We start from the raw sequence: 19,199 nt of genomic DNA, 5'->3' as shown, positions 1-19,199 counted from the left end.
GACCGCTTCGGCAACAACGCCGGCTTCCGGCCGCGCGATACGCGGCGCATTCGCGAGCAACGCGGCCCACGCGCCAAGCGTCGGCGTGCGCGCGAGCGCGTCGAACGTCAGCGCATGGCCGAGCCGGTTCACGCGCGTCTGCAAATACATCAGCCGGATCGAATCGAGGCCGCAGCTCAGCAGGTCTTCGTCGTCGTCGAGCGACGCGATTTCATCGACGGATTCGTCGAGCAGCTCGGCGATCAGCGCAACGAGCCACGCGCGAAAGTCAGGGGGAGAACAACGGGAAGGATCGGAATGGTCGGTCGTGGAATCGACAACGGTCTGGCTCATGGGCACGCCTTGTATGGGTCGTTCGGCGGTGGTTCCGCGCGGCGGCGGCCACCTGTGAATGAGAATCTATCTCATTAACGCCCATGCGCCCGGTCGATTCCTTTAGGCTGCCGGTCAGTTGTTTTAGATCGCCGCGCCCGCCGGTTCGTGGTCGTCGATCGCGTTCGACGACACGCGGATATCGCTCGGCGAAATGCCGTAGCGCTTGCGGAACGCGATCGAAAAATGCGCGGGGCTGTAACCGACGCGATACGCGACGGTCGACACGTTCGCATCCTCCGCGCACAGCATCGCGTGCGCGGTGCGCAGCCGGTATTCCTGCAGATATGCGTACACGCTCGTGCCGAACACCTTGCGGAAGCCGGCCGTCAGCTTGCGCGAATTCATTCCGACGCGAGCCGCGAGCGCGTCGAGCGTCGGCGGATGCTGGAGTTCGCGCGTCAGGATGTCGCTTGCCGCGTACACGCGCTCGACATCCGACGACGTGACGCGCACGTCGGCCGGCGCGGACTGCCGCTGCGTGGCCAGCAACTGCGCGCTCAGCGCGGTCAGCTCGAACGCCTTCGCCTTCAGGTAGTACTCGCGCACCGCGCCCTCGAACGGGCAGGTGGCGATCTGCACGGCGAGCGCCTGCAGCGCCTTCGACGCCGGGCAACTGACGATGCGCGGATCGCCGCCCGTCGGCGCGAGCAGCTTCTCCGGCAGCAGGCTCAGGTTGCGATCGAGCGCGTCGAGGCCGAGCTGCACGATCGTGTAGCGCAGCGGCACGTCGCGGTCGTAGATCTGGTGCGTCGTGAATTCGCCGTCGTTGGCGATCACGCACAGGCCCGGCCCCTTGATGCATTGCTCGGGCTGACCCGGCACGCGGCAGCGCAATTGCCCGCTCTGCACGAGGACGAGCTTCAGCCCTTTTTCGAGCGGCTCCTCGTACCAGTCGCGGCTATCCGAGCACAGCGTGCCGCTCATGAGTTTCATGCCCGCGTCGATGTGCACCACGCCCGGGTGATTGCCGGGCACGAGCACCGGCGGGTGACGTCGTGACGAAGCGAAGGAGGTCGATCTCATCGGAGGTCCGTTGGTTAGGCGGCACGCGCGGACCGGCACGCGCCGGCGGCAACCGGCCGATTGTCCGGCCGGACCGGCCGGGCGCCGCGCGGCCGGCGCCCGATCGAACGAAATTGCCGCGATATCAAAAGAAACGGCGCTATCGCAGCACCTGTTCCAAATGATAATACCTCTCATTTACATTTTCTGACAACTTGCCGGAGCTCAAGGTCAGCGCATGCAATCCTCCCCTTCCTCCCTGGCGGCGGCCGTGCCGGCCGACGCGCCCGACTGGCCCGACGAGTTCGTGCGCCGCTACCGCGACGCCGGCTACTGGCAGGACATGACGTTCTTCGACGCGCTCGACGCGTGCGTGCAGCGCCATCCCGACGCGCTCGCCATCGTTGACGGCACGCTCCGGCTGCGCTATCGCGATCTGCTGGCGCGCATTCGCCGCCTCGCGGGCGGCCTCGCGCGGCTGGGCCTCACGCGCGGCGACGCGGCCGTCGTCCAGTTGCCGAACGGCGCACGCTTCATCGAGACGTGCTTCGCGCTGTTCCAGCTCGGCGTGCGGCCCGTGCTTGCGTTGCCGGCCCATCGTCAATACGAGATCGGCGCGTTCTGCCGCTTCGCCGGTGCGCGTGCGTACCTCGGCGCGTCGCAGCTCGGCGATTTCGACTGCCGGCCGCTCGCGGCCGCGTTGCAGGCCGACTGCCCGACGCTCGGGCACGTCGTGATGGCCGGCGACGATCACGCGTTCACGTCGTTCGACGCGCTGTACGATGCGCCGCCCGTACTCGAATGCGCGGCAAGCACCGACGACATCGCGTGCTTCCAGTTGTCGGGCGGCACGACCGGCACGCCGAAGCTGATTCCGCGCCGCCATCGCGAATACCTGTACAACGTGCGCGCGTGCAGCGCCGCGAGCGGTGTCGACGCCGACACCGTCTATCTCGCCGCGCTGCCGATGGCGCACAACTTCACGCTGTGCTGCCCCGGCACGATCGGCGCGTTGCTTGCGGGCGGCCGGGTCGTGACGACCGCCCGGCCCGAGCCCGATCAAAGCTTCGCGCTGATCGCGCAGGAACGCGTCACGCATACCGCGCTCGTGCCGCCGCTCGCGCTGCTGTGGCTCGACGAGCAGCCGCAACGGCAGGCCGACCTGTCGAGCCTGCGCGTGCTGCAGGTCGGCGGCGCACGGCTGATGGACCACGCGGCCGCACGCGTGACGCCCGTGCTCGGCTGCCGATTGCAGCAGGTGTTCGGCATGGCCGAAGGGCTCATCTGCTGCACGCGGCTCGACGACGCGCCCGAGCGCATCGCGCACACGCAGGGCCGCCCCGTGTCGGACGGCGACGAAGTGCGCATCGTCGACGAAGCCGGCGCACCGGTCGCGCCCGGCGAGATCGGCGAACTGCAGGTACGCGGCCCGTACACGATCCGCGGCTACTACCGGCTCGCGGAGCACGACGCGACGGCGTTCACGGCCGACGGCTTCTATCGCAGCGGCGACCGCGTGCGGCGCACCGCGGACGGCGACCTCGTCGTCGAAGGCCGCGACAAGGATCAGATCAACCGCGGCGGCGAGAAGGTCTCGGCCGAGGAAGTGGAGAACCTGTTGCTCGCGCATCCGCAGGTGCACGACGCGGCGGTCGTCGCGATGCCCGACCCGATGCTCGGTGAGCGGACCTGCGCGTTCGTCGTCGCACGCGCGCCTGCCCCGTCCAGACTGATGCTGAAACGCTACCTGCGCGACCGCGGGCTCGCCGCCTTCAAGATCCCGGACCGCATCGAGTTCATGCCGCGCTTTCCGGAAACCGGCATCGGCAAGACCAGCAAGAAATCGCTGCGCGACCTGTTGCGCCGCCAGTTGCAGGCGGCCATCGCATGAGCGCGCACCCATCCGATTCGAACTGGATTCGCGAGCTGCGTCTGTCGCCGTGCCCGCGCGCGCAGCTCGTCTGCTTCCCGCACGCGGGCGGCACCGCGAACTTCTTTCGCGGCTGGAGCCGTGCGCTGCCGTGGGACGTCGATCTGCTCGCGCTGCAGTATCCAGGCCGCGAGGAACGCTTCGGCGAGCCGTGCCTGCAGTCGATCGACGCGCTCGCCGGCCCCGCTGCCGACGCGCTGCAACGCTACGCACACGCGCCGCTCGTGCTGTTCGGGCACAGCCTCGGCGCGGCGCTCGCGTACGAGGTCGCGGTGCGGCTCGAGGCGCGCGGCGCCGCGCCGCTTTACGTGGCCGTTTCCGCGCTGCCGCCGCCGCATCGCCAGCGCCCGTCGGATCTGCACCTGCAATCCGACGACGCGCTCGTCGGCGACGTCGCCCGGCTGTCCGGCGAACACGCCGCGCTGCTCGCCGATCCGGAAATGCGCGCGATCTACCTGCCGATGATCCGCCACGACTACCGCGCGATCGAAACGTATCGGCGCGAGCGTCCGCCGCGCATCGATGCGCCGCTCGGCGTGATGCTGCCGCTCGCCGATACCGAGCTCGACAGCGCCGAGGCGCATGCATGGCAGGACGTCGCGACGCGACCGATCCGCGTCGCGACGTTCGACGGCGACCACTTCTACCTGCGCCACCAATACCCGGCGGTGATCGCCCACCTGGTCGAACGGATCGACCAGTCCCTTCGTTACGGAAAGGAGTACACATGAAAACACCGGACGCCTGCACGGGGCTTCCCGACATTCGCGAAGCGATCGATCGTCTGGATGCCGACATCATCGACGCGCTCGGCCGGCGCATGCAGTACGTGAAAGCCGCGTCGCGCTTCAAGCCGGACGAAGCGAGCATCGCCGCGCCGGAGCGGGTGGCCGCGATGCTGCCCGACCGGCGCCGCTGGGCCGAACAGGCCGGCCTCGATGCCGACTACGTCGAGACGCTGTTCGCCCAGCTCATCGCGTGGTACATCGCGCAGCAAACCCGATACTGGCGACAACAGCGGGGGCTCGCATGAACGCCGGCCTTCCGCTGCTGCACGACACGTTCGCGCGGGCGGCCCGCCGCGCCGCCGCCACTGGCACACCGACGCTTGCGTCGGTCTCGGTGCCGCTGCGCGCGCTCGACTTCTTCGACCTGATCGCCGCGTGGGACGACGGCGTCACGCCGTGGTGCTTCCACGAAGCCGGCGATGCGTCCGTCACGCTGTTCGGCTGGGACTGCGCGCTCGAACTGAGCGCCGCCGGCGACACGCGCTTCGCGCAGATCGACGCACGCTGGCGCACGCTCGTGCGCGACGCGGTCACCGCCGGCCCGCAACCGCCGCGGCTCATCGGCGGCTTCCGGTTCGATTCGCGGGGCCCGCGCAGCGCGCACTGGGCGCCGTTTCTCGATGCGAGCATGACGCTCGCGAAGCTGCTGATCGTGCGCGAAGGCGATGCGCACTGGGCCGTCTGCCAGCAGGTCGTCGCCGCTCACGACGATCCGGCCGCGCTCGCGCATGCGTGTCTTGCACGGATCGAATCGCTCGGCGCGCTTGCGCCGGCCGCGGAAGACGATACGCCGCAACTGCTGCACACGCAGGCGCTGCAGGCCAGCGAATGGCAGCACGAAGTCCGTCGTGCGGTGGACGCGATCCACGACCGCGCATTCGGCAAGGTCGTGCTCGCGCGCGACGTGCTCGAGCAGTACGCGCGGCCCGTCGCGATCGCGCCGCTGCTGCGCCGGCTGCGGCGGCGCGACGCGCATGCGCACCTGTTCGCGGTCCGCCGCGACGGCGCGTGCTTCGTCGGCGCCACGCCGGAACGGCTCGCGCGTGTCGCGAGCGGCGACGTGCGCACGCATGCGCTGGCCGGCACGATCCGGCGCGGCGCCACGCCCGACGACGATCGCGCCCTCGGCGACGCGCTGATGGCTTCCGCGAAGGAGCGGCTCGAACATGCGCTCGTCGTCGACGCGATCCGCGCCGCCCTCGCGCCGCTGTCGCGCGCGCTCGACGTGCCCGATCGACCGTCGCTGCACCGGCTGCCGAAGCTTCAGCACCTGAGCACGCCGATCCGCGCGACGCTGAACGCGGATGCGACGCTGTTGCAGGTCGTCGCCGCGCTGCACCCGACGCCCGCGGTGGCCGGCCATCCGCGCGCACCGGCGCTCGACCATATCCGTGCGCATGAAGGCTTCGATCGCGGCTGGTATGCGGCGCCGATCGGCTGGATCGACGCGCACGGCAACGGCGATTTCATCGTCGCGCTGCGCTCCGCGCTGGTCGTGGGCGGCGCGTGCCGGCTGTTCGCGGGCTGCGGCATCGTCGCCGATTCCGAGCCGGTCAACGAATATCAGGAAACCGAACTGAAACTATCGGGCATGCGGGCGGCGATCCGCGTGCGCGACGCGGCGGCGGAAATGCGTGGCCGCACGCACACGTCGGTCTCGTCGACGGTCGACTGATTCGCGTCGCCCGTCAAAGCAACGGCAGCGTTTGCCGGATATGGTCGGCGAATACGGCCGTCAGGTGCGAAGGCCGCTTCCGGCCGAACCGCAGCGTAATGCCCACGGCCGGCAACGCCGGCAAGTGCGGATCGCCGTTGACGATCGCGACGTCGGCCGGCACGGCCGTCTGCGTCATCACCGCGAACGCCTGCCCCGAACGCACGAGCGCGATCAGCCCGGCGAGGCTGCTGCTCGCATATGCGACGCGATAGTCGCGGCCGGCGCGGTTCAACGCGTCGCACGCCGCCAGGTGATCGAGCGTATCGCGGTCGGACAACGCCAGCGGCAGCGGATCGAAATGCGCGGGCTCGAGCCCCGGATAGCCGATCCACACCAGTTGCTCGCGCCGAATGATGTCGCCGGTCGCGCCGTCGTCCGGCACGGAAATCAACGCCAGATCGACCGCGCGCTTCTCCAGGTGTTCGATCAACCGCGGCGTCGGCCCGCACACGACCTCGACGATCGCCTGCGGATGCTGACTCGAAAACTGCCGCAGCAGCGACGGCAGCCACACTTGCGCGTAATCGTCCGGGCACCCGAACCGGATCGTCCCCGACAGCCCCGTGCCGCACAGGTCGGCCATCGCCTCGTCGTGCAGCCGCAGGATGCGCTGCGCATGCACGAGCAGCCGCTCGCCCGGATGCGTGAGCACCACGCCGCGGCCGGTGCGCTGGAACAGCGGCTGGTCGACGGCCTCTTCCAGCCGCTTCATCTGCTGACTGAGCGCGGATTGCGTGCGGCCGACGCGCGCGGCCGCGCGGCTCAACGCGCGCACCTCGGCGATCATGACGAACGAGCGCAGCAGATCGATTTCGAGCGAAAGCGCCAAGGTATTAGCCTCTTTTCTAGCTTGCATTAGAACTATTCGTTTCCATCAAACCAGACGCGCGCCTAGACTGCAAGCGATCCCTGCCCTTTGCCGGAGAAGCCCGATGTCCCTGAACGACGACGCAACCTTCTGGCGCAACGCCAGGCAGCACCTGGTCCGCTACGGCGGCACGTTCGAGCCGATGATCGTCGAGCGCGCGAAAGGCAGCTTCGTCTACGACGCCGACGGCCGCGCGATCCTCGATTTCACGTCGGGCCAGATGAGCGCGGTGCTCGGCCACAGCCATCCGGAGATCGTGTCCGTGATCGGCGAATACGCGGGCAAGCTCGATCACCTGTTCAGCGGGATGCTGTCGCGGCCGGTCGTCGAACTCGCGACGCGGCTCGCCGACGTCACGCCCGCCGGGCTCGACCGCGCGCTGCTGCTCAGCACCGGCGCGGAATCGAACGAGGCGGCGATCCGGATGGCGAAGCTCGTCACCGGCAAGTACGAGATCGTCGGCTTCGCGCAGTCGTGGCACGGGATGACGGGCGCCGCCGCGTCGGCCACGTACAGCGCGGGCCGCAAGGGCGTCGGGCCGGCTTCGGTCGGCTCGTTCGCGATTCCGGCGCCTTTCGCGTACCGGCCGCGCTTCGAGCGCAACGGCGCGTACGACCCGCTCGCCGAACTCGACTACGCGTTCGACCTGATCGACCGCCAGTCGAGCGGCAACCTCGCCGCGTTCATCGCGGAGCCGATCCTCAGTTCGGGCGGGATCATCGAGCTGCCGGCAGGCTATATGGCCGCGCTCAAGCGCAAGTGCGAGGCGCGCGGGATGCTGTTGATCCTCGACGAGGCGCAGACGGGCGTCGGCCGCACCGGCACGATGTTCGCGTGCCAGCGCGATGGCGTGACGCCCGACATCCTGACGCTGTCGAAGACGCTCGGCGCCGGACTGCCGCTCGCGGCGATGGTCACGTCCGCGGCGATCGAGGAACGCGCGCACGAACTCGGCTACCTGTTCTACACGACGCACGTGTCCGACCCGCTGCCGGCCGCGGTCGGCCTGCGCGTGCTCGACGTCGTGCAACGCGACGGCCTCGTCGCGCGCGCGAACACGATGGGCGACCGGCTGCGGCGCGGCCTGCTCGACCTGATGGAGCGCTTCGACTGCATCGGCGACGTGCGCGGGCGCGGCCTGTTGCTCGGCGTCGAGATCGTCAAGGATCGCCGCACAAAAGAGCCGGCGGACGGGCTCGGCGCGAAGATCACGCGCGAATGCATGAATCTCGGGCTCAGCATGAACATCGTGCAGTTGCCCGGCATGGGCGGCGTGTTCCGGATCGCGCCGCCGCTGACCGTCGGCGAAGACGAGATCGACCTCGGCCTGTCGCTGCTGGAGCAGGCGATCAAGCGCGCGCTGTAACGTAACGCCGTTCTCGCCCTCACGCGATCCACCGCGCCGGCTCAACCGGCCGGCGTGGCGGATTGACGCTCGCTCAACCCGCTTCCGCCGCCCACGCGTGCGCGTCGGCGCCGGCAGGCATCCGCATCGGGCTCGACGGATCGGTCGCCGCGCGCCACACGGCTTCGGCGACGTCCTGCGCATGCGTGATCGGCCCCGACGCATCGAGCATCCGCGCCACGGCCTTGCCGACGAAGTCCGCATACGCTTCGTGTTCGAAGCCGTGCATGTTGCCCCGTGCGTTGTCCGAGAAACGCGTGTCGGGCGCGCGACCCGGCAGCACGAGATGCGCGCGCACGCCGAACGGCTCGAGTTCGACCGCCATCGATTCGGTAAACGCATTCACCGCCGCCTTGCTCGCGCGATATGCGCTGACGAGCGGCAATGCCTTGAGCGTGACGCTCGACGTGACGTTCACGACCACGCCGGCGCCGCGCGCGCGAAACTGCGGCAGCACGGCCTGCGTCACCGCGATCGTGCCGATCGTGTTGGTGTCGAACAGCGCGCGCACCGTATCGAGCGGCATGAGCTCGGCCGGCGAGGCCGCGCCGAAGCCCGCGTTGTTGACGAGCACGTCGATCGGGCCGGCAGCGTCGATCGCGGCGCGAATGCTGTCCGCGTTCGTCACGTCGAGCGGCAGCACGCGCAGGCGCTCCGACGGCGGCAGCACGTCGTCGGTCGGCTTACGCATCGTCGCGACGACCTGCCAGTCACGCGCCAGGAAATGGCGCGCGATTTCGAGGCCGAAGCCGGAGGAACAGCCGGTAATCAGTACGGTCTTCATGCGAACTCCTCGGATGTGTTGAGCATGTGTTCGTACGATAGATGGCGGCAACCGTATTCGCTACAATCGACAATCCGCTTTTCTTTTGCGAGAGTCCGGCAATGATCGACCCGCTGACCGAAGTCGTGACGCTGCTGCAACCGGGCGCGCGTTACTCGAAGTACGTGCGCGGCGCGAGCCCGTGGGCGATCAACCGCACGGTCGCCGGCGAGCCGTTCTATTGCGCGGTCCTTGACGGCGGCTGCCGGATCGCGATCGACGGGCATGCGCCGATCGAGCTGCTGGCCGGCGATTTCATGCTGATTCCGGCGGTCTACGGCGTGGCGATGTCGAGCCTCGAACCGCCGCCGCCGGGCGTCGACACCGCGCCGCCCGTCATGCTCGCCCCCGGCGAATACCGGATCGGCGATCCCGCGAACCCGGTCGACACGCGGCTGATGGCCGGCAACTGCAGCTTCGGTTCCCCCGATGCATCGCTGCTGGTGTCGCTGCTGCCGCGCTTCGTGCACGTACGCGGCGAGCCGCGGCTGACCACGCTCGTGCAACTGGTGCGGGACGAATCGCGCGCGCAGCGGCCTGCCCGCGAGATCGTGCTGGCGCGCCTGCTGGAAGTGCTGCTGATCGAGGCGATGCGGTTCACGACCGGCACGCACGCGTCGCCCGGCCTCGTGCGCGGGCTCGCCGACAGCCGCCTCGCCGCCGCGCTGCGCCGGATGCATGAACGCCCCGCGCACCCGTGGACGATCGTCGAGCTCGCGAAGGAAGCCGCGCTGTCGCGCTCGACGTTCTTCGAGCGCTTCAGCCGCGCGGTCGGCGTCGCGCCGATGGAATACCTGCTCACGTGGCGCATGGCGCTCGCGAAGGATCTGCTCCGCCGCAACGAAGCGCGCATCGCGGAAATCGCGGCGCGCGTCGGTTACAGCTCGGCGAGCACCTTCAGCGTCGCGTTCACGCGACACGTCGGCCGGCCGCCCGCGCAATACGCGCGTGACGAACAGGCGGCGGTGAGCGAAGCATGAACCGCACGCGCTCTCCCCGTTCGGCCACCTGCGTACACGTTCCGTCACGCAACGACGACGCTCGAGGCGCCCGATGACGACGGATGCCAACACCGTCGGCACGACCGACCACTGGCTCGTCGCGCGCCGCGATGCGGACACCGGCATCGAAAGCCTGCACGCGCATTTCAACGGCCATGCATACGATGCACACGATCACGACGACATGCTCGTCGGCTTCACCGAACAGGGCGTGCAGCGCTTCCAGTGCCACCGCTCGCTGCATACGAGCGTGCCGGGCCGCGCGATCCTGATCGAGCCGGGCGCGATGCACGACGGCCACGCGCCCGAAGCCGGCGGCTTCACGTACGGGATGCTGTACCTGCCGCAGGCGTGGGTCGAGCGCGCCGCGCGCCGGCTCGACCTGCCGGGCCTCGGCAGCGTCGAAGCCACGTTCGGCCATACGCTCGTCGACGATCGCGGGCTCGTCGACGCGATCCGGAACGCGTTCTTCGCGATCCACGACAACGAAGGCCGCCTCGCGCGCGACCAGACGCTCGACCGCCTGCTGATGCGGCTCGGCAGCCAGCTGGGCCGCCCGCTCGCGCTGGAAAGCGGCGTCGTGCCGCCCGCGATCGCACGCGTGCGCGACCTGCTGCACGAACACATGGACGGCAACATCGGCCTCGACGAACTCGCGAGCGTGGCCGGCATCGACCGGTTCCGGCTCACGCGGATGTTCCAGCGCGCGTTCGGCACGTCGCCGCACGCGTACCTCGTGCGCTTGCGGCTGCGCGCCGCGCGAAAGCTGCTGGCCGCCGGCCGCACGCCCGCGCAGGCGGCCGCCGACGTCGGCTTCGCGGACCAGAGCCACCTCGGCCGCTGGTTCCGCCGCGCGTACCGGATCACGCCGGCCGCGTACCGGCAACTCTGCACAAACGTTCCAGACTGATCGCGCGCGGCATCGGATCATCGGCGCTCCAACCAGGAGCAAGCATGTTCGATACCAAAGTAGCGCTGATCGTGCGCGACGATCTCGCCGCATGGCAGAAACTCAACGTGGTCGCGTTTCTCGCGACGGGCGTCGCGGCTGGTGCGCCCGACGCACTCGGCGAGCCTTACGAGGATGCGGCAGGCCGCCGCTACGGCCGGATGCTCGGCCAGCCGATGATGGTGTTCGCCGCCGACTTGAACGGATTGCAGGCCGCGCACCGGCAGGCGCTGTCGCGCGAGCTGACGATCGTGCCCTACGTGCGCGCGATGTTCTCGACCGGGCACGATGCGGCCAACCGCGCGGCGTTCCGCGCCGAGGATGCGGACCATCCCGATCTGGTCGGCCTGGCGTTGCACGGGCCCAAGAAGGCCGTCGACAAGGCGGTGAAGGGGCTGGCATTGCATGCGTGAACGCCGGCGTGCCCGGCTCGCCGTCGCGGCTCAGCGATGCGCGAGCACGTTGACGAGCTTGCCGAACGGGTCGCGCACGTAGAAGCGCCGCACGCCCCACGGTTCGTCGGCCGGGCCGTATTCGACGGGCACGCCGGCCGCATGAACGCGCGCGAGCGCTTCATCGAGATCGTCGACCTCGATCGACAGATCGGGCGTCGGCGTGCCCGACCCGCCGTGCGACGCGAAACTGATCTGCACGTCCATCCGCTCGGCATTGCCGTAGGTCGCGATCCAGCCGTGGTCCATCAGCAGGTCGAGGCCGAAGATGTGCTGATAGAAGCGCTTTGCTTCGTCGATGGAGCGTGTGTCGATGTTGGCGACGATTCGTTTGACTTTCATCGGTGGCCTCCGCGAAGCGAGGATAGCGCCGAATTGACTACGATCGAAGCCGGCGCGATCACGAGCGGTGCGCGGCCGGGCATCGGTTCGTCGGGCAACGGCAAACGCGGCTTGCTCATCGGCACCCGGTCGAGCGTGACGATCACGTGCGAATGCATGAACCGCGGCCTCGGCATGAACATCGCGCAGCGTGACGTGACAGGCGATTCGTTCTACCGATGCCGCTACGCCGTCGTCCTGTGTGACAAGCTCGCGGGATTCGCCCGAGGCAGGCCGCCGGTCCGGACCCACCGCGCGGCCATGACGGCAAGCGGGCCGCCGTTCAGGTACACGCCGGCCAACCAGTATGGAACGCCGAAAACCTGTTTGAGCGCCGGTGCATAGTCGAAGAAGCCCCACCTCGAGACAAGTCCTTCCGCAAAGGGACCACATACGGCGAGCAGCAAGGACACGACGACGGTTTGCGCCCGGTATTCGGACGTCAAGGCGATACGCACGACCCACAATGCGACAAGCGCCCACGTCAGTTCGGTCGGACGGGAAACGCCCCAGACCCCGGAGGAAAAGTATGCCGCGTGAACCATCGCGAACGGCAACACCAGCTTAGAGAACGACGCTGGCGTCGCATGCCGCGTGAAGAGCGACGTGACGGCCAGTATCAGCGCGACACCGGCGATGAAGACCGGCCAGACGAGTACGGATTGGCCATCGACGAATGGCCCGACGTTGTAGGTGACCAAACCATGGCGCACGTGATAGAAATAGTCGCCGAAACTGAACAGTCCCAGTCCGGCGAGCAGTACGCAAATCACAGCCCTGTAACCCGCGGATCCGAATTCCACGCCCGCCTGCGTTGTCGAGTCGTTCATACGTGTCTCCTCCGTTTTCCCGACTGCGCATATATGCCACGGACAGCGCGCAATCGTTACATTGATCACTGTCATTGTGGACGAGGCTCGCCTGTAGTCAAGGATGGAGGCCGGGATTGGAGGCGGGTACCTAATATGTCCGCTGCGTCGAATACCGCGCGCGCTTCAGCGGCGGTGCGGCCAATCGCGACGTATTTCGTGGCACGGATCACGTCCGGCCTCGATCGGTGCGGATCGGCTACACGCTTCCCGCAAATCCGGGTTCAAAGCGTCACCAGACGAGATCAACACCGCCGCCGGCCCATTGCAGGCCGGCGGCTTCCCGTCGATCACCCGCCGAGATACGCCTGCTTGATGCGATCGTTCGCGAGCAGGTTCGCGCCCGTGTCGGCCAGCACCACGCGTCCCGTTTCGAGCACGTAGCCGCGATCGGCCACACCGAGCGCCTTGTTCGCGTTCTGCTCGACGAGGAACACCGTGACGCCTTCGTCTCGGATCGTCCGGATGATGTCGAAGATCTGCGCGATCACGAGCGGCGCGAGGCCGAGCGTCGGTTCGTCGAGCAGCAGCAAACGCGGCTTGCTCATCAGCGCACGGCCGATCGCGAGCATCTGCTGCTCGCCGCCCGACATCGTGCCGGCCCGCTGCGCCGCGCGCTCCTTCAAACGCGGAAACAGCTTGAACACGTGCTCGATGCCGTCGTCGATTTCATGACGGCTCGCGAAGAAGCCGCCCATCTTCAGGTTCTCGAGCACCGTCAGGCTCGGGAACACGCGCCGCCCTTCCGGCGAAATCGCCATCCCCTGCCGCATGATCTGGTGCGTCGACATCGCGGTGATGTCGTTGCCCTCGAACAGCACGCGGCCCGACGACGCGCGCGGCGTGCCGCATACCGTCATCATCAGCGTCGTCTTGCCGGCGCCGTTGCTGCCGATCAGCGTGACGATCTCGCCCTTGTTCACGTCGATCGACACGCCCGCGAGCGCCTCGACCGCGCCGTAGTGCGTATGGACCTGTTCCAGCTTCAGCATCACTCTTCCCCCAGATACGCGTTGATCACGCGCGGGTCGTTGCGGACCGCTTCCGGCGTGCCGATCACGATCGGCCGGCCGTGCTCCATCACGAGGATGCGGTCGGACACGCCCATCACGAGGCTCATGTCGTGTTCGATCAGCAGCACCGATACGCCGAACTCGCGGCGCAGTTTGTCGATCAGGTGTTGCAGCTCGATCTTTTCCTGCGGGTTGAGGCCGGCCGCCGGCTCGTCGAGCATCAGGAGGCGCGGCTCGGTGATCATGCAGCGCGCGATCTCCAGACGCCGCTGGTGCCCGTACGACAGCGTGCCGGCCGGCCGGTTGGCGACCGACGTCAGCCCCATCCGGTCGAGCCACACCGCCGCGCGTTCGAGCGCTTCCTTCTCCGCGTGACGATACGCGGGCGTCGCGAACAGGCCGTGCAGCAGCCCGGCCTTCACCTTGCGATGCTGCGCGACCAGCAGGTTCTCGACGACCGTCAGCGACTTGAACAAGCGGATGTTCTGGAACGTGCGCACCAGACCCTTCAACGCGATCTGGTGGCTCGGCAGCCCCGCGATCGCATGACCGTCGAGCACGACGTCGCCGCCGGTCGGCTTGTAGAAGCCGCCGACGCAGTTGAACACCGTGGTCTTGCCCGCGCCGTTCGGCCCGATGATCGCGAACACCTCGTCGCGGCGCACGTCGAAATCGATACCGTCCACCGCGAGCAACCCGCCGAAGCGCATCTGCAGCCCGGCGACCTTCAACAGTTCTGCATTCGCGCTCATTGCGGCAACTCCACGTGAGGACGGCTCGCGGGCAGCAGGCCCTGCGGACGCCACATCATCATCAATACCATCACCAGCCCGAAGATCAGCATCCGGTACTCGGCGAACCCGCGCGCGACTTCCGGCAGCACGGTCAGCAGGATCGCCGCGAGAATCACGCCGAGCTGCGAGCCCATCCCGCCGAGCACGACGATCGCGAGGATCAGCGCCGATTCGATGAAGGTGAACGATTCGGGATTCACGAGGCCCTGACGCGCGGCGAAGAACGCGCCGCCGATGCCCGCGAACGCCGCGCCGAGCGTGAACGCCGACAGCTTGATGCGCGTCGGGTTCAGGCCGAGCGAACGGCACGCGATTTCGTCGTCGCGCAGCGCTTCCCACGCGCGGCCCATCGGCATGCGGATCAGGCGGCTCGTCACGAACAGCGTGAAGCCGACCAGCACCAGCGCGATCAGGTACAGGAAGATCACCATGTGCTCGCCGCTGTATTCCAGCCCGATCAGTTCGTGGAAGGTCTTCGCGCCTTCGACGCTCGCCGAGCGCGCCATCTCGAATCCGAACACCGTCGGCTTCGGAATGCTCGAGATGCCGTCCGGGCCGCCGGTGAGGCTCGTCAGATTGTTCGCGAGCAGGCGGATGATTTCGCCGAAGCCGAGCGTGACGATCGCCAGATAGTCGCCGCGCAAACGCAGCACCGGGAAGCCGAGCAGGAAGCCGAACGTCGCCGCGGCGATCGCCGCGATCGGCAGGCATTCCCAGAACGACAGCCCGAAATACTGGTTCAGCATCGCGTACGTATAGCCGCCGACCGCGTAGAACCCGACATAGCCGAGATCCAGCAGCCCCGCGAAGCCGACGACGATGTTCAGTCCGAGGCCGAGGATCACGTAGATCAGCGCGAGCGTCGCGACATCCACCGCGCCGCGCGAGCCGAAGAACGGCCATACGAGACCCACGGCGAGCAGCACCCAGATGATCACGCGCTGCTGCTGCGCGCCCATCGCGGGCATCGCCGGCAGCTTCACCGCCGATTTCGCGCGCACGAGCCACGGCTTGAACAACTGGAACAGGAACACGGCCGCGACCGCGATCCATACCGGGCGCCAGTGCGGCGTCAGCACCACCTGATAGCCGTCGAGCTTCAGTTGCAGCCCGAGCACCGGAATCGTGAGGATCGCCGTCAGGAACGCGGCGGCCACCGCATTTTTCAGCGCCTGGCCGACCGACGCGTCGGCGGCCGGGCGGCGAACGGAAATGACTTGACTCATCTGCGTCTCCCTCAAACCTTTTCGATGTCCGACTTGCCGAGCAGGCCGGTCGGGCGGAAGAGCAGGATCAGCACGAGCAGGCCGAACGCGACCACGTCCTTGTACTCGGCCGGCATGTAACCTGCAGCGAAGGTTTCGGCGAGGCCCAGCAGCACGCCGCCGAGCATCGCGCCCGGAATGCTGCCGATCCCGCCGAGCACCGCGGCGGTGAACGCCTTGATGCCCGCGACGAAGCCGATATATGGATTCAGCTTGCCGATCGTCAGCCCGATCAGCACGCCGCCGACGGCCGCCAGCATCGCGCCGAGCACGAACGTGAACGAGATCACGCGGTTCGTGTCGATGCCGAGCAGGTTCGCCATCTTCATGTCCTCGGCGCACGCGCGGCACGCGCGGCCCATCCGCGAATGCGAGATAAACAGCGTGAGCGCGATCATCAGCACGAGCGTCACGCCGACGATCAGCAGACGCGCATACGGGATCGTCACGTCGAAGTTGCCGCCGAGCGGGATGTCGAATGCGCCGGAGATCAGGATCGGCACGGACACGTCGCGCGCGCCCTGGCCGATCTGTACGTAGTTCTGCAGGAAGATCGACATGCCGATCGCGGAGATCAGCGGCACGAGGCGCGGGCCGCCGCGCAGCGGGCGATACGCGACGCGCTCGACCGCGAAGCCGTACAGGCCGGTGACGATCACCGACACGATCAGCGCGGCGCCGAGCACGAGCGGCAGCGGATAGCCGGCGGAGATGCCGATCGCCGTGAGGGTCACGAGGCCCACGTACGCGCCGATCATGTAGATCTCGCCGTGGGCGAAGTTGATCATGCCGATGATGCCGTAGACCATCGAATAGCCGATGGCGATCAGCGCATAGATCGCACCCAGCGTCAGGCCGTTGACCAGTTGCTGGGCGAATTGGGGAAAGAAGTCAGTCATGTGCGGGAAGCTCCCGTTGGCGCTGCGTCGCATGCCGTCGCCGGATCACGGCGGTCGGCCACGCGCAACGCACGGTGTCGTCTCGGGCCGCTCTTTGGCGCGCATGGGTCAGAGGCGCGACCAATACGCACCCGCCCCGTCCGGGTTTCGGACAGGGCGGGCGCGCGGGCGGGTACTCCGTATTACTTGGCGGCGGTCTTCGTCGCGTCCTTGTGCCACGTGTAGACAACGAACTTGAACGCCTTCAGGTCGCCCTGCGCGTCATACGCGACCTTGCCGATCGGCGTGTCGAACGTCGTCTTGTGCATGTACGCGGCGACCTTCGTCGGGTCGGTCGTCTTCGCGCCCGCGATCGAGTCGGCGATGATCTTCACCGCTGCGTACGCCGGCATCTGGAACGGGCCGTTCGCGTCGCGCTTCTTGTCCGCGAACGCCTTCACGAGCGCCGCGTTGGCCGGATCGGCCGAGAAGTCGGCCGGCAGCGTGACGAGCATGCCTTCCGAAGCCGGGCCGGCGATCGCCGTCACGTCCTTGTTGCCCACGCCTTCAGGGCCCATGAACGTCGCCTTCACGCCCTGCTCGCGCGCCTGGCGCATCAGCAGGCCCATTTCCGGGTGGTAGCCGCCGAAGTAGACGAAATCGACGCCTTGCGACTTCAGCTTCGTGATGATCGCGGAGTAGTCCGAATCGCCGGCATTGATGCCTTCGAACAGCACGACCGGGATCTTCGCGGCTTCGAGGTCCTTCTTCACCGACGACGCGATGCCCTGGCCGTACGACTGCTTGTCGTGCAGGACCGCGACCTTCTTCGGCTTCACGTTGTTGATGATGTAGTGCGCGGCGGCCGGGCCTTGCTGGTCGTCACGGCCGATCGTGCGGAAGATGAAGTGGCGCTTCTTGCCTTCCGTCAGCTGCGGCGCGGTGGCCGACGGCGTGACCATCACGATGCCTTCGTTCTCGTAGATGTCGGATGCGGGAATCGTCGAACCCGAACACACGTGGCCGATCACGTACTTGATCTTCTGGCTGACGATCTTGTTGGCGACGGCGACGGCCTGCTTCGGTTCGCACGCGTCGTCCATCAGCACGACTTCGAACTTGTTGCCGCCCGCACCGCCTGCCGCGTTGATCTGTTCGATCGCGGTCAGCGCGCCGGCTTTCACCATGTCGCCGTATTGGGCGACCGAGCCGCTCATCGGACCGGCGATGGCGATCTTCACGGTTTCCGCTTGCGCGGCGGCGGCGCCGGCGGCGAACAGCACGGCGGCGACGGAAATGGACGTAAGACGGGACAGCGTCATCTGGGAGCTCCTCGATGTTGTTTAGTCATACGGGCAAAGGCGGCATGACTTGCGCAATCGAACAGCACCCGGGGCGAGGACTTGGGACACGCCCGAGACACATAAAAGACGGAACTCCAGCGGAATGTTGCGTAGCGGGGCCCGGCTCTTGCAGTCCCCGAAGGGGACGTCTGGTTCGGAAAGACATCGTGATGCGTCTTGCATTGCGCAAGCGTTTCGCCTGCCCCGCTTGCCAAATCGCTCGTTCGGAGGGATGGTCCGACAGCTGTTGGCAAGGCAACTGAAATTATATGGGCGTTTTTCAATTGTCTGTCAAAAATGCCTGTCGACCGAGGGAAAACACGTAGGGTTTTGAGATGGGTGGGTGGCGATGGGGGCGCAACCTTGGGGAAGCGGGGCGGGTGATTTGGGTGCAATCGGGTTGCTATTCGGTAGGGGGATCGGGGTTGGTTCCTTGCTGGGCTTGGTGTTTGGCGATGGGCGGTTCTCGGTTTTGTATTTTTCGGGCTACCGAGAGCACGGTCGCTGCAAATCAATCGACTGATGATTGCGGCAGCACGCACCGGGACGGGGCGCTCGGCGAAGCGGTAAATCTTTCTGTTTACCGGACGAATCTAAACACGTTGAAAGATTTTTGATATTTTCATGAAATAATACGAATTCGCTTCCGCAATCCAGCCAGCCTCCCTGCAAGTCGCGCTCGCCACGCCTCGCAGTCGCTTCAGGGCCGCTTCGACGCTCCCCTAGTCGCCCAGCCGCCAGCCAGTGATCTGCCGTTTTGTTCAATGCACATCACCTGATTCGAATCGCCCATGAATTGCCCTATCCGCCTGTCTTCCGCCACCGCCGCAATCGCTTGCGCGTTTTCTGTTTCTGCTTCCCATGCTTCAGGACACGATGCGCTGACCGATCGATCGGCCGGTGCCAATGTGTAGATCGTCAACTACTTTGGCCGGTCGAGCGTCAATTACCTTGGCCGGTTGGATGGGGTAATTGTCGTTAGTCAGGTTTCTGTAATTGTCGTTTCCTCCTGTTCGGTTTCGGGTAATTGTCGCCGCCGCGGACGCTTGTTGTCGCTGGCATTGCGACGGCGGTAGCTTTCGACGTTCAGTTCAAAGATGGTGGAGTGATGCACCAGCCGGTCAATCGCGGCGACCGTCATCGACGGATCGGGGAACACGTCGTTCCAGCCCGAGAACGGCTGATTGGCCGTGATCAGCAGACTGCGACGCTCGTACCGCTCGGCAATCAGCTCGAACAGCACGCTCGTTTCGGCCTGGTCCTTGCGCACGTACGATAGGTCATCGAGGATGATCAGGTCGAAGCGGTCCAGCTTGCCGAGCATCGAGGGCAGTTGGAGATTTTGG

General features: G+C 67.2%; 20 protein-coding genes. 8 read left to right on the top strand and 12 right to left on the bottom strand.

Annotated elements, in window-relative coordinates:
* Window positions 1-333, bottom strand: a 333-nt coding sequence (locus tag AC3IFE_RS15120; RefSeq protein ID WP_489190992.1) for a phosphopantetheine-binding protein, incomplete at its 3' end; no start/stop codon positions are given.
* Window positions 334-456: 123 nt separating this feature from the next.
* Window positions 457-1,398, bottom strand: coding sequence for a helix-turn-helix transcriptional regulator (locus AC3IFE_RS15115; protein ID WP_089470339.1), 942 nt, complete (start codon window positions 1,396-1,398; stop codon window positions 457-459).
* A gap of 217 nt (window positions 1,399-1,615) precedes the next feature.
* On the opposite strand from AC3IFE_RS15115, the gene AC3IFE_RS15110 reads away from it, so the two are divergent.
* The 4 genes from AC3IFE_RS15110 to AC3IFE_RS15095 are packed head-to-tail and all read left to right on the top strand — an operon-like array spanning window position 1,616 to window position 5,770.
* Window positions 1,616-3,268, top strand: coding sequence for a (2,3-dihydroxybenzoyl)adenylate synthase (locus AC3IFE_RS15110; protein ID WP_489190991.1), 1,653 nt, complete (start codon window positions 1,616-1,618; stop codon window positions 3,266-3,268).
* The gene (locus AC3IFE_RS15105) at window positions 3,265-4,038 is read left to right on the top strand and encodes a thioesterase II family protein (RefSeq protein WP_489190990.1); all 774 of its coding nucleotides are present in this window, start codon (window positions 3,265-3,267) and stop codon (window positions 4,036-4,038) included. Before AC3IFE_RS15110 ends, AC3IFE_RS15105 begins: the two co-directional genes overlap by 4 nt.
* Window positions 4,035-4,340, top strand: coding sequence for an isochorismate lyase (locus AC3IFE_RS15100; RefSeq protein WP_059640806.1), 306 nt, complete (start codon window positions 4,035-4,037; stop codon window positions 4,338-4,340). The genes AC3IFE_RS15105 and AC3IFE_RS15100 overlap by 4 nt, the downstream gene beginning before the upstream one ends.
* Entirely contained in the window at window positions 4,337-5,770 is a 1,434-nt protein-coding gene (locus tag AC3IFE_RS15095; RefSeq protein ID WP_489190988.1) for an isochorismate synthase, read from the top strand. The genes AC3IFE_RS15100 and AC3IFE_RS15095 overlap by 4 nt, the downstream gene beginning before the upstream one ends.
* Before the next feature lie 13 nt (window positions 5,771-5,783).
* On the opposite strand, the gene AC3IFE_RS15090 is transcribed toward AC3IFE_RS15095, so the two are convergent.
* Entirely contained in the window at window positions 5,784-6,668 is an 885-nt protein-coding gene (locus AC3IFE_RS15090; protein WP_489190987.1) for a LysR family transcriptional regulator, read from the bottom strand.
* Between the two features lie 76 nt (window positions 6,669-6,744).
* Here AC3IFE_RS15090 and AC3IFE_RS15085 point away from each other — a divergent pair, with 76 nt between their 5' ends.
* Entirely contained in the window at window positions 6,745-8,046 is a 1,302-nt protein-coding gene (locus tag AC3IFE_RS15085; protein ID WP_489190985.1) for an aspartate aminotransferase family protein, read from the top strand.
* Between the two features lie 73 nt (window positions 8,047-8,119).
* On the opposite strand, the gene AC3IFE_RS15080 is transcribed toward AC3IFE_RS15085, so the two are convergent.
* A complete protein-coding gene (locus AC3IFE_RS15080) occupies window positions 8,120-8,869 on the bottom strand; it encodes an SDR family oxidoreductase (protein WP_301738287.1) in 750 nt (249 codons plus the stop codon).
* Window positions 8,870-8,910: 41 nt separating this feature from the next.
* On the opposite strand from AC3IFE_RS15080, the gene AC3IFE_RS15075 reads away from it, so the two are divergent.
* The 3 genes from AC3IFE_RS15075 (at window position 8,911) to AC3IFE_RS15065 (ending at window position 11,271) form a co-directional block, all read left to right on the top strand.
* A complete protein-coding gene (locus AC3IFE_RS15075) occupies window positions 8,911-9,888 on the top strand; it encodes an AraC family transcriptional regulator (protein WP_089470346.1) in 978 nt (325 codons plus the stop codon).
* A 73-nt stretch (window positions 9,889-9,961) separates the two neighbouring features.
* Window positions 9,962-10,819 (top strand): helix-turn-helix domain-containing protein, encoded by an 858-nt coding sequence (locus AC3IFE_RS15070; protein ID WP_489190982.1) that lies wholly within the window; start codon window positions 9,962-9,964, stop codon window positions 10,817-10,819.
* A gap of 44 nt (window positions 10,820-10,863) precedes the next feature.
* Entirely contained in the window at window positions 10,864-11,271 is a 408-nt protein-coding gene (locus tag AC3IFE_RS15065; RefSeq protein ID WP_089470348.1) for a DUF2000 domain-containing protein, read from the top strand.
* A gap of 30 nt (window positions 11,272-11,301) precedes the next feature.
* Here the strand turns inward: AC3IFE_RS15065 and AC3IFE_RS15060 are convergent, their stop codons facing one another.
* The 8 genes from AC3IFE_RS15060 to AC3IFE_RS15025 form a co-directional block, all read right to left on the bottom strand.
* Window positions 11,302-11,652, bottom strand: coding sequence for a VOC family protein (locus tag AC3IFE_RS15060; protein WP_301738289.1), 351 nt, complete (start codon window positions 11,650-11,652; stop codon window positions 11,302-11,304).
* 224 nt (window positions 11,653-11,876) lie between these two features.
* Window positions 11,877-12,521, bottom strand: coding sequence for a DUF2878 domain-containing protein (locus AC3IFE_RS15055; protein WP_489190981.1), 645 nt, complete (start codon window positions 12,519-12,521; stop codon window positions 11,877-11,879).
* Between the two features lie 329 nt (window positions 12,522-12,850).
* Window positions 12,851-13,552, bottom strand: a complete 702-nt coding sequence (locus tag AC3IFE_RS15050) for an ABC transporter ATP-binding protein (RefSeq protein WP_489190980.1) — start codon at window positions 13,550-13,552, stop codon at window positions 12,851-12,853.
* Window positions 13,552-14,325, bottom strand: a complete 774-nt coding sequence (livG, locus tag AC3IFE_RS15045; protein ID WP_089470352.1) for a high-affinity branched-chain amino acid ABC transporter ATP-binding protein LivG — start codon at window positions 14,323-14,325, stop codon at window positions 13,552-13,554. The genes AC3IFE_RS15050 and livG overlap by 1 nt, the downstream gene beginning before the upstream one ends.
* Window positions 14,322-15,593, bottom strand: a complete 1,272-nt coding sequence (locus AC3IFE_RS15040) for a high-affinity branched-chain amino acid ABC transporter permease LivM (RefSeq protein ID WP_489190978.1) — start codon at window positions 15,591-15,593, stop codon at window positions 14,322-14,324. The genes livG and AC3IFE_RS15040 overlap by 4 nt, the downstream gene beginning before the upstream one ends.
* 11 nt (window positions 15,594-15,604) lie before the next feature.
* Entirely contained in the window at window positions 15,605-16,531 is a 927-nt protein-coding gene (gene livH / locus AC3IFE_RS15035; RefSeq protein WP_089470354.1) for a high-affinity branched-chain amino acid ABC transporter permease LivH, read from the bottom strand.
* 182 nt (window positions 16,532-16,713) lie between these two features.
* A complete protein-coding gene (locus tag AC3IFE_RS15030) occupies window positions 16,714-17,832 on the bottom strand; it encodes a branched-chain amino acid ABC transporter substrate-binding protein (RefSeq protein WP_489190976.1) in 1,119 nt (372 codons plus the stop codon).
* 1,003 nt (window positions 17,833-18,835) lie between these two features.
* Window positions 18,836-19,199 (bottom strand): ATP-binding protein (locus AC3IFE_RS15025; protein WP_489190974.1); only part of this gene is annotated, 364 nt, incomplete at its 5' end.

Source organism: Burkholderia sp. APQ4-4ca (assembly GCF_057837105.1).
Note: the sequence above shows the minus strand (reverse complement) of the source record. Positions and strands in the feature narration are given on the sequence as shown.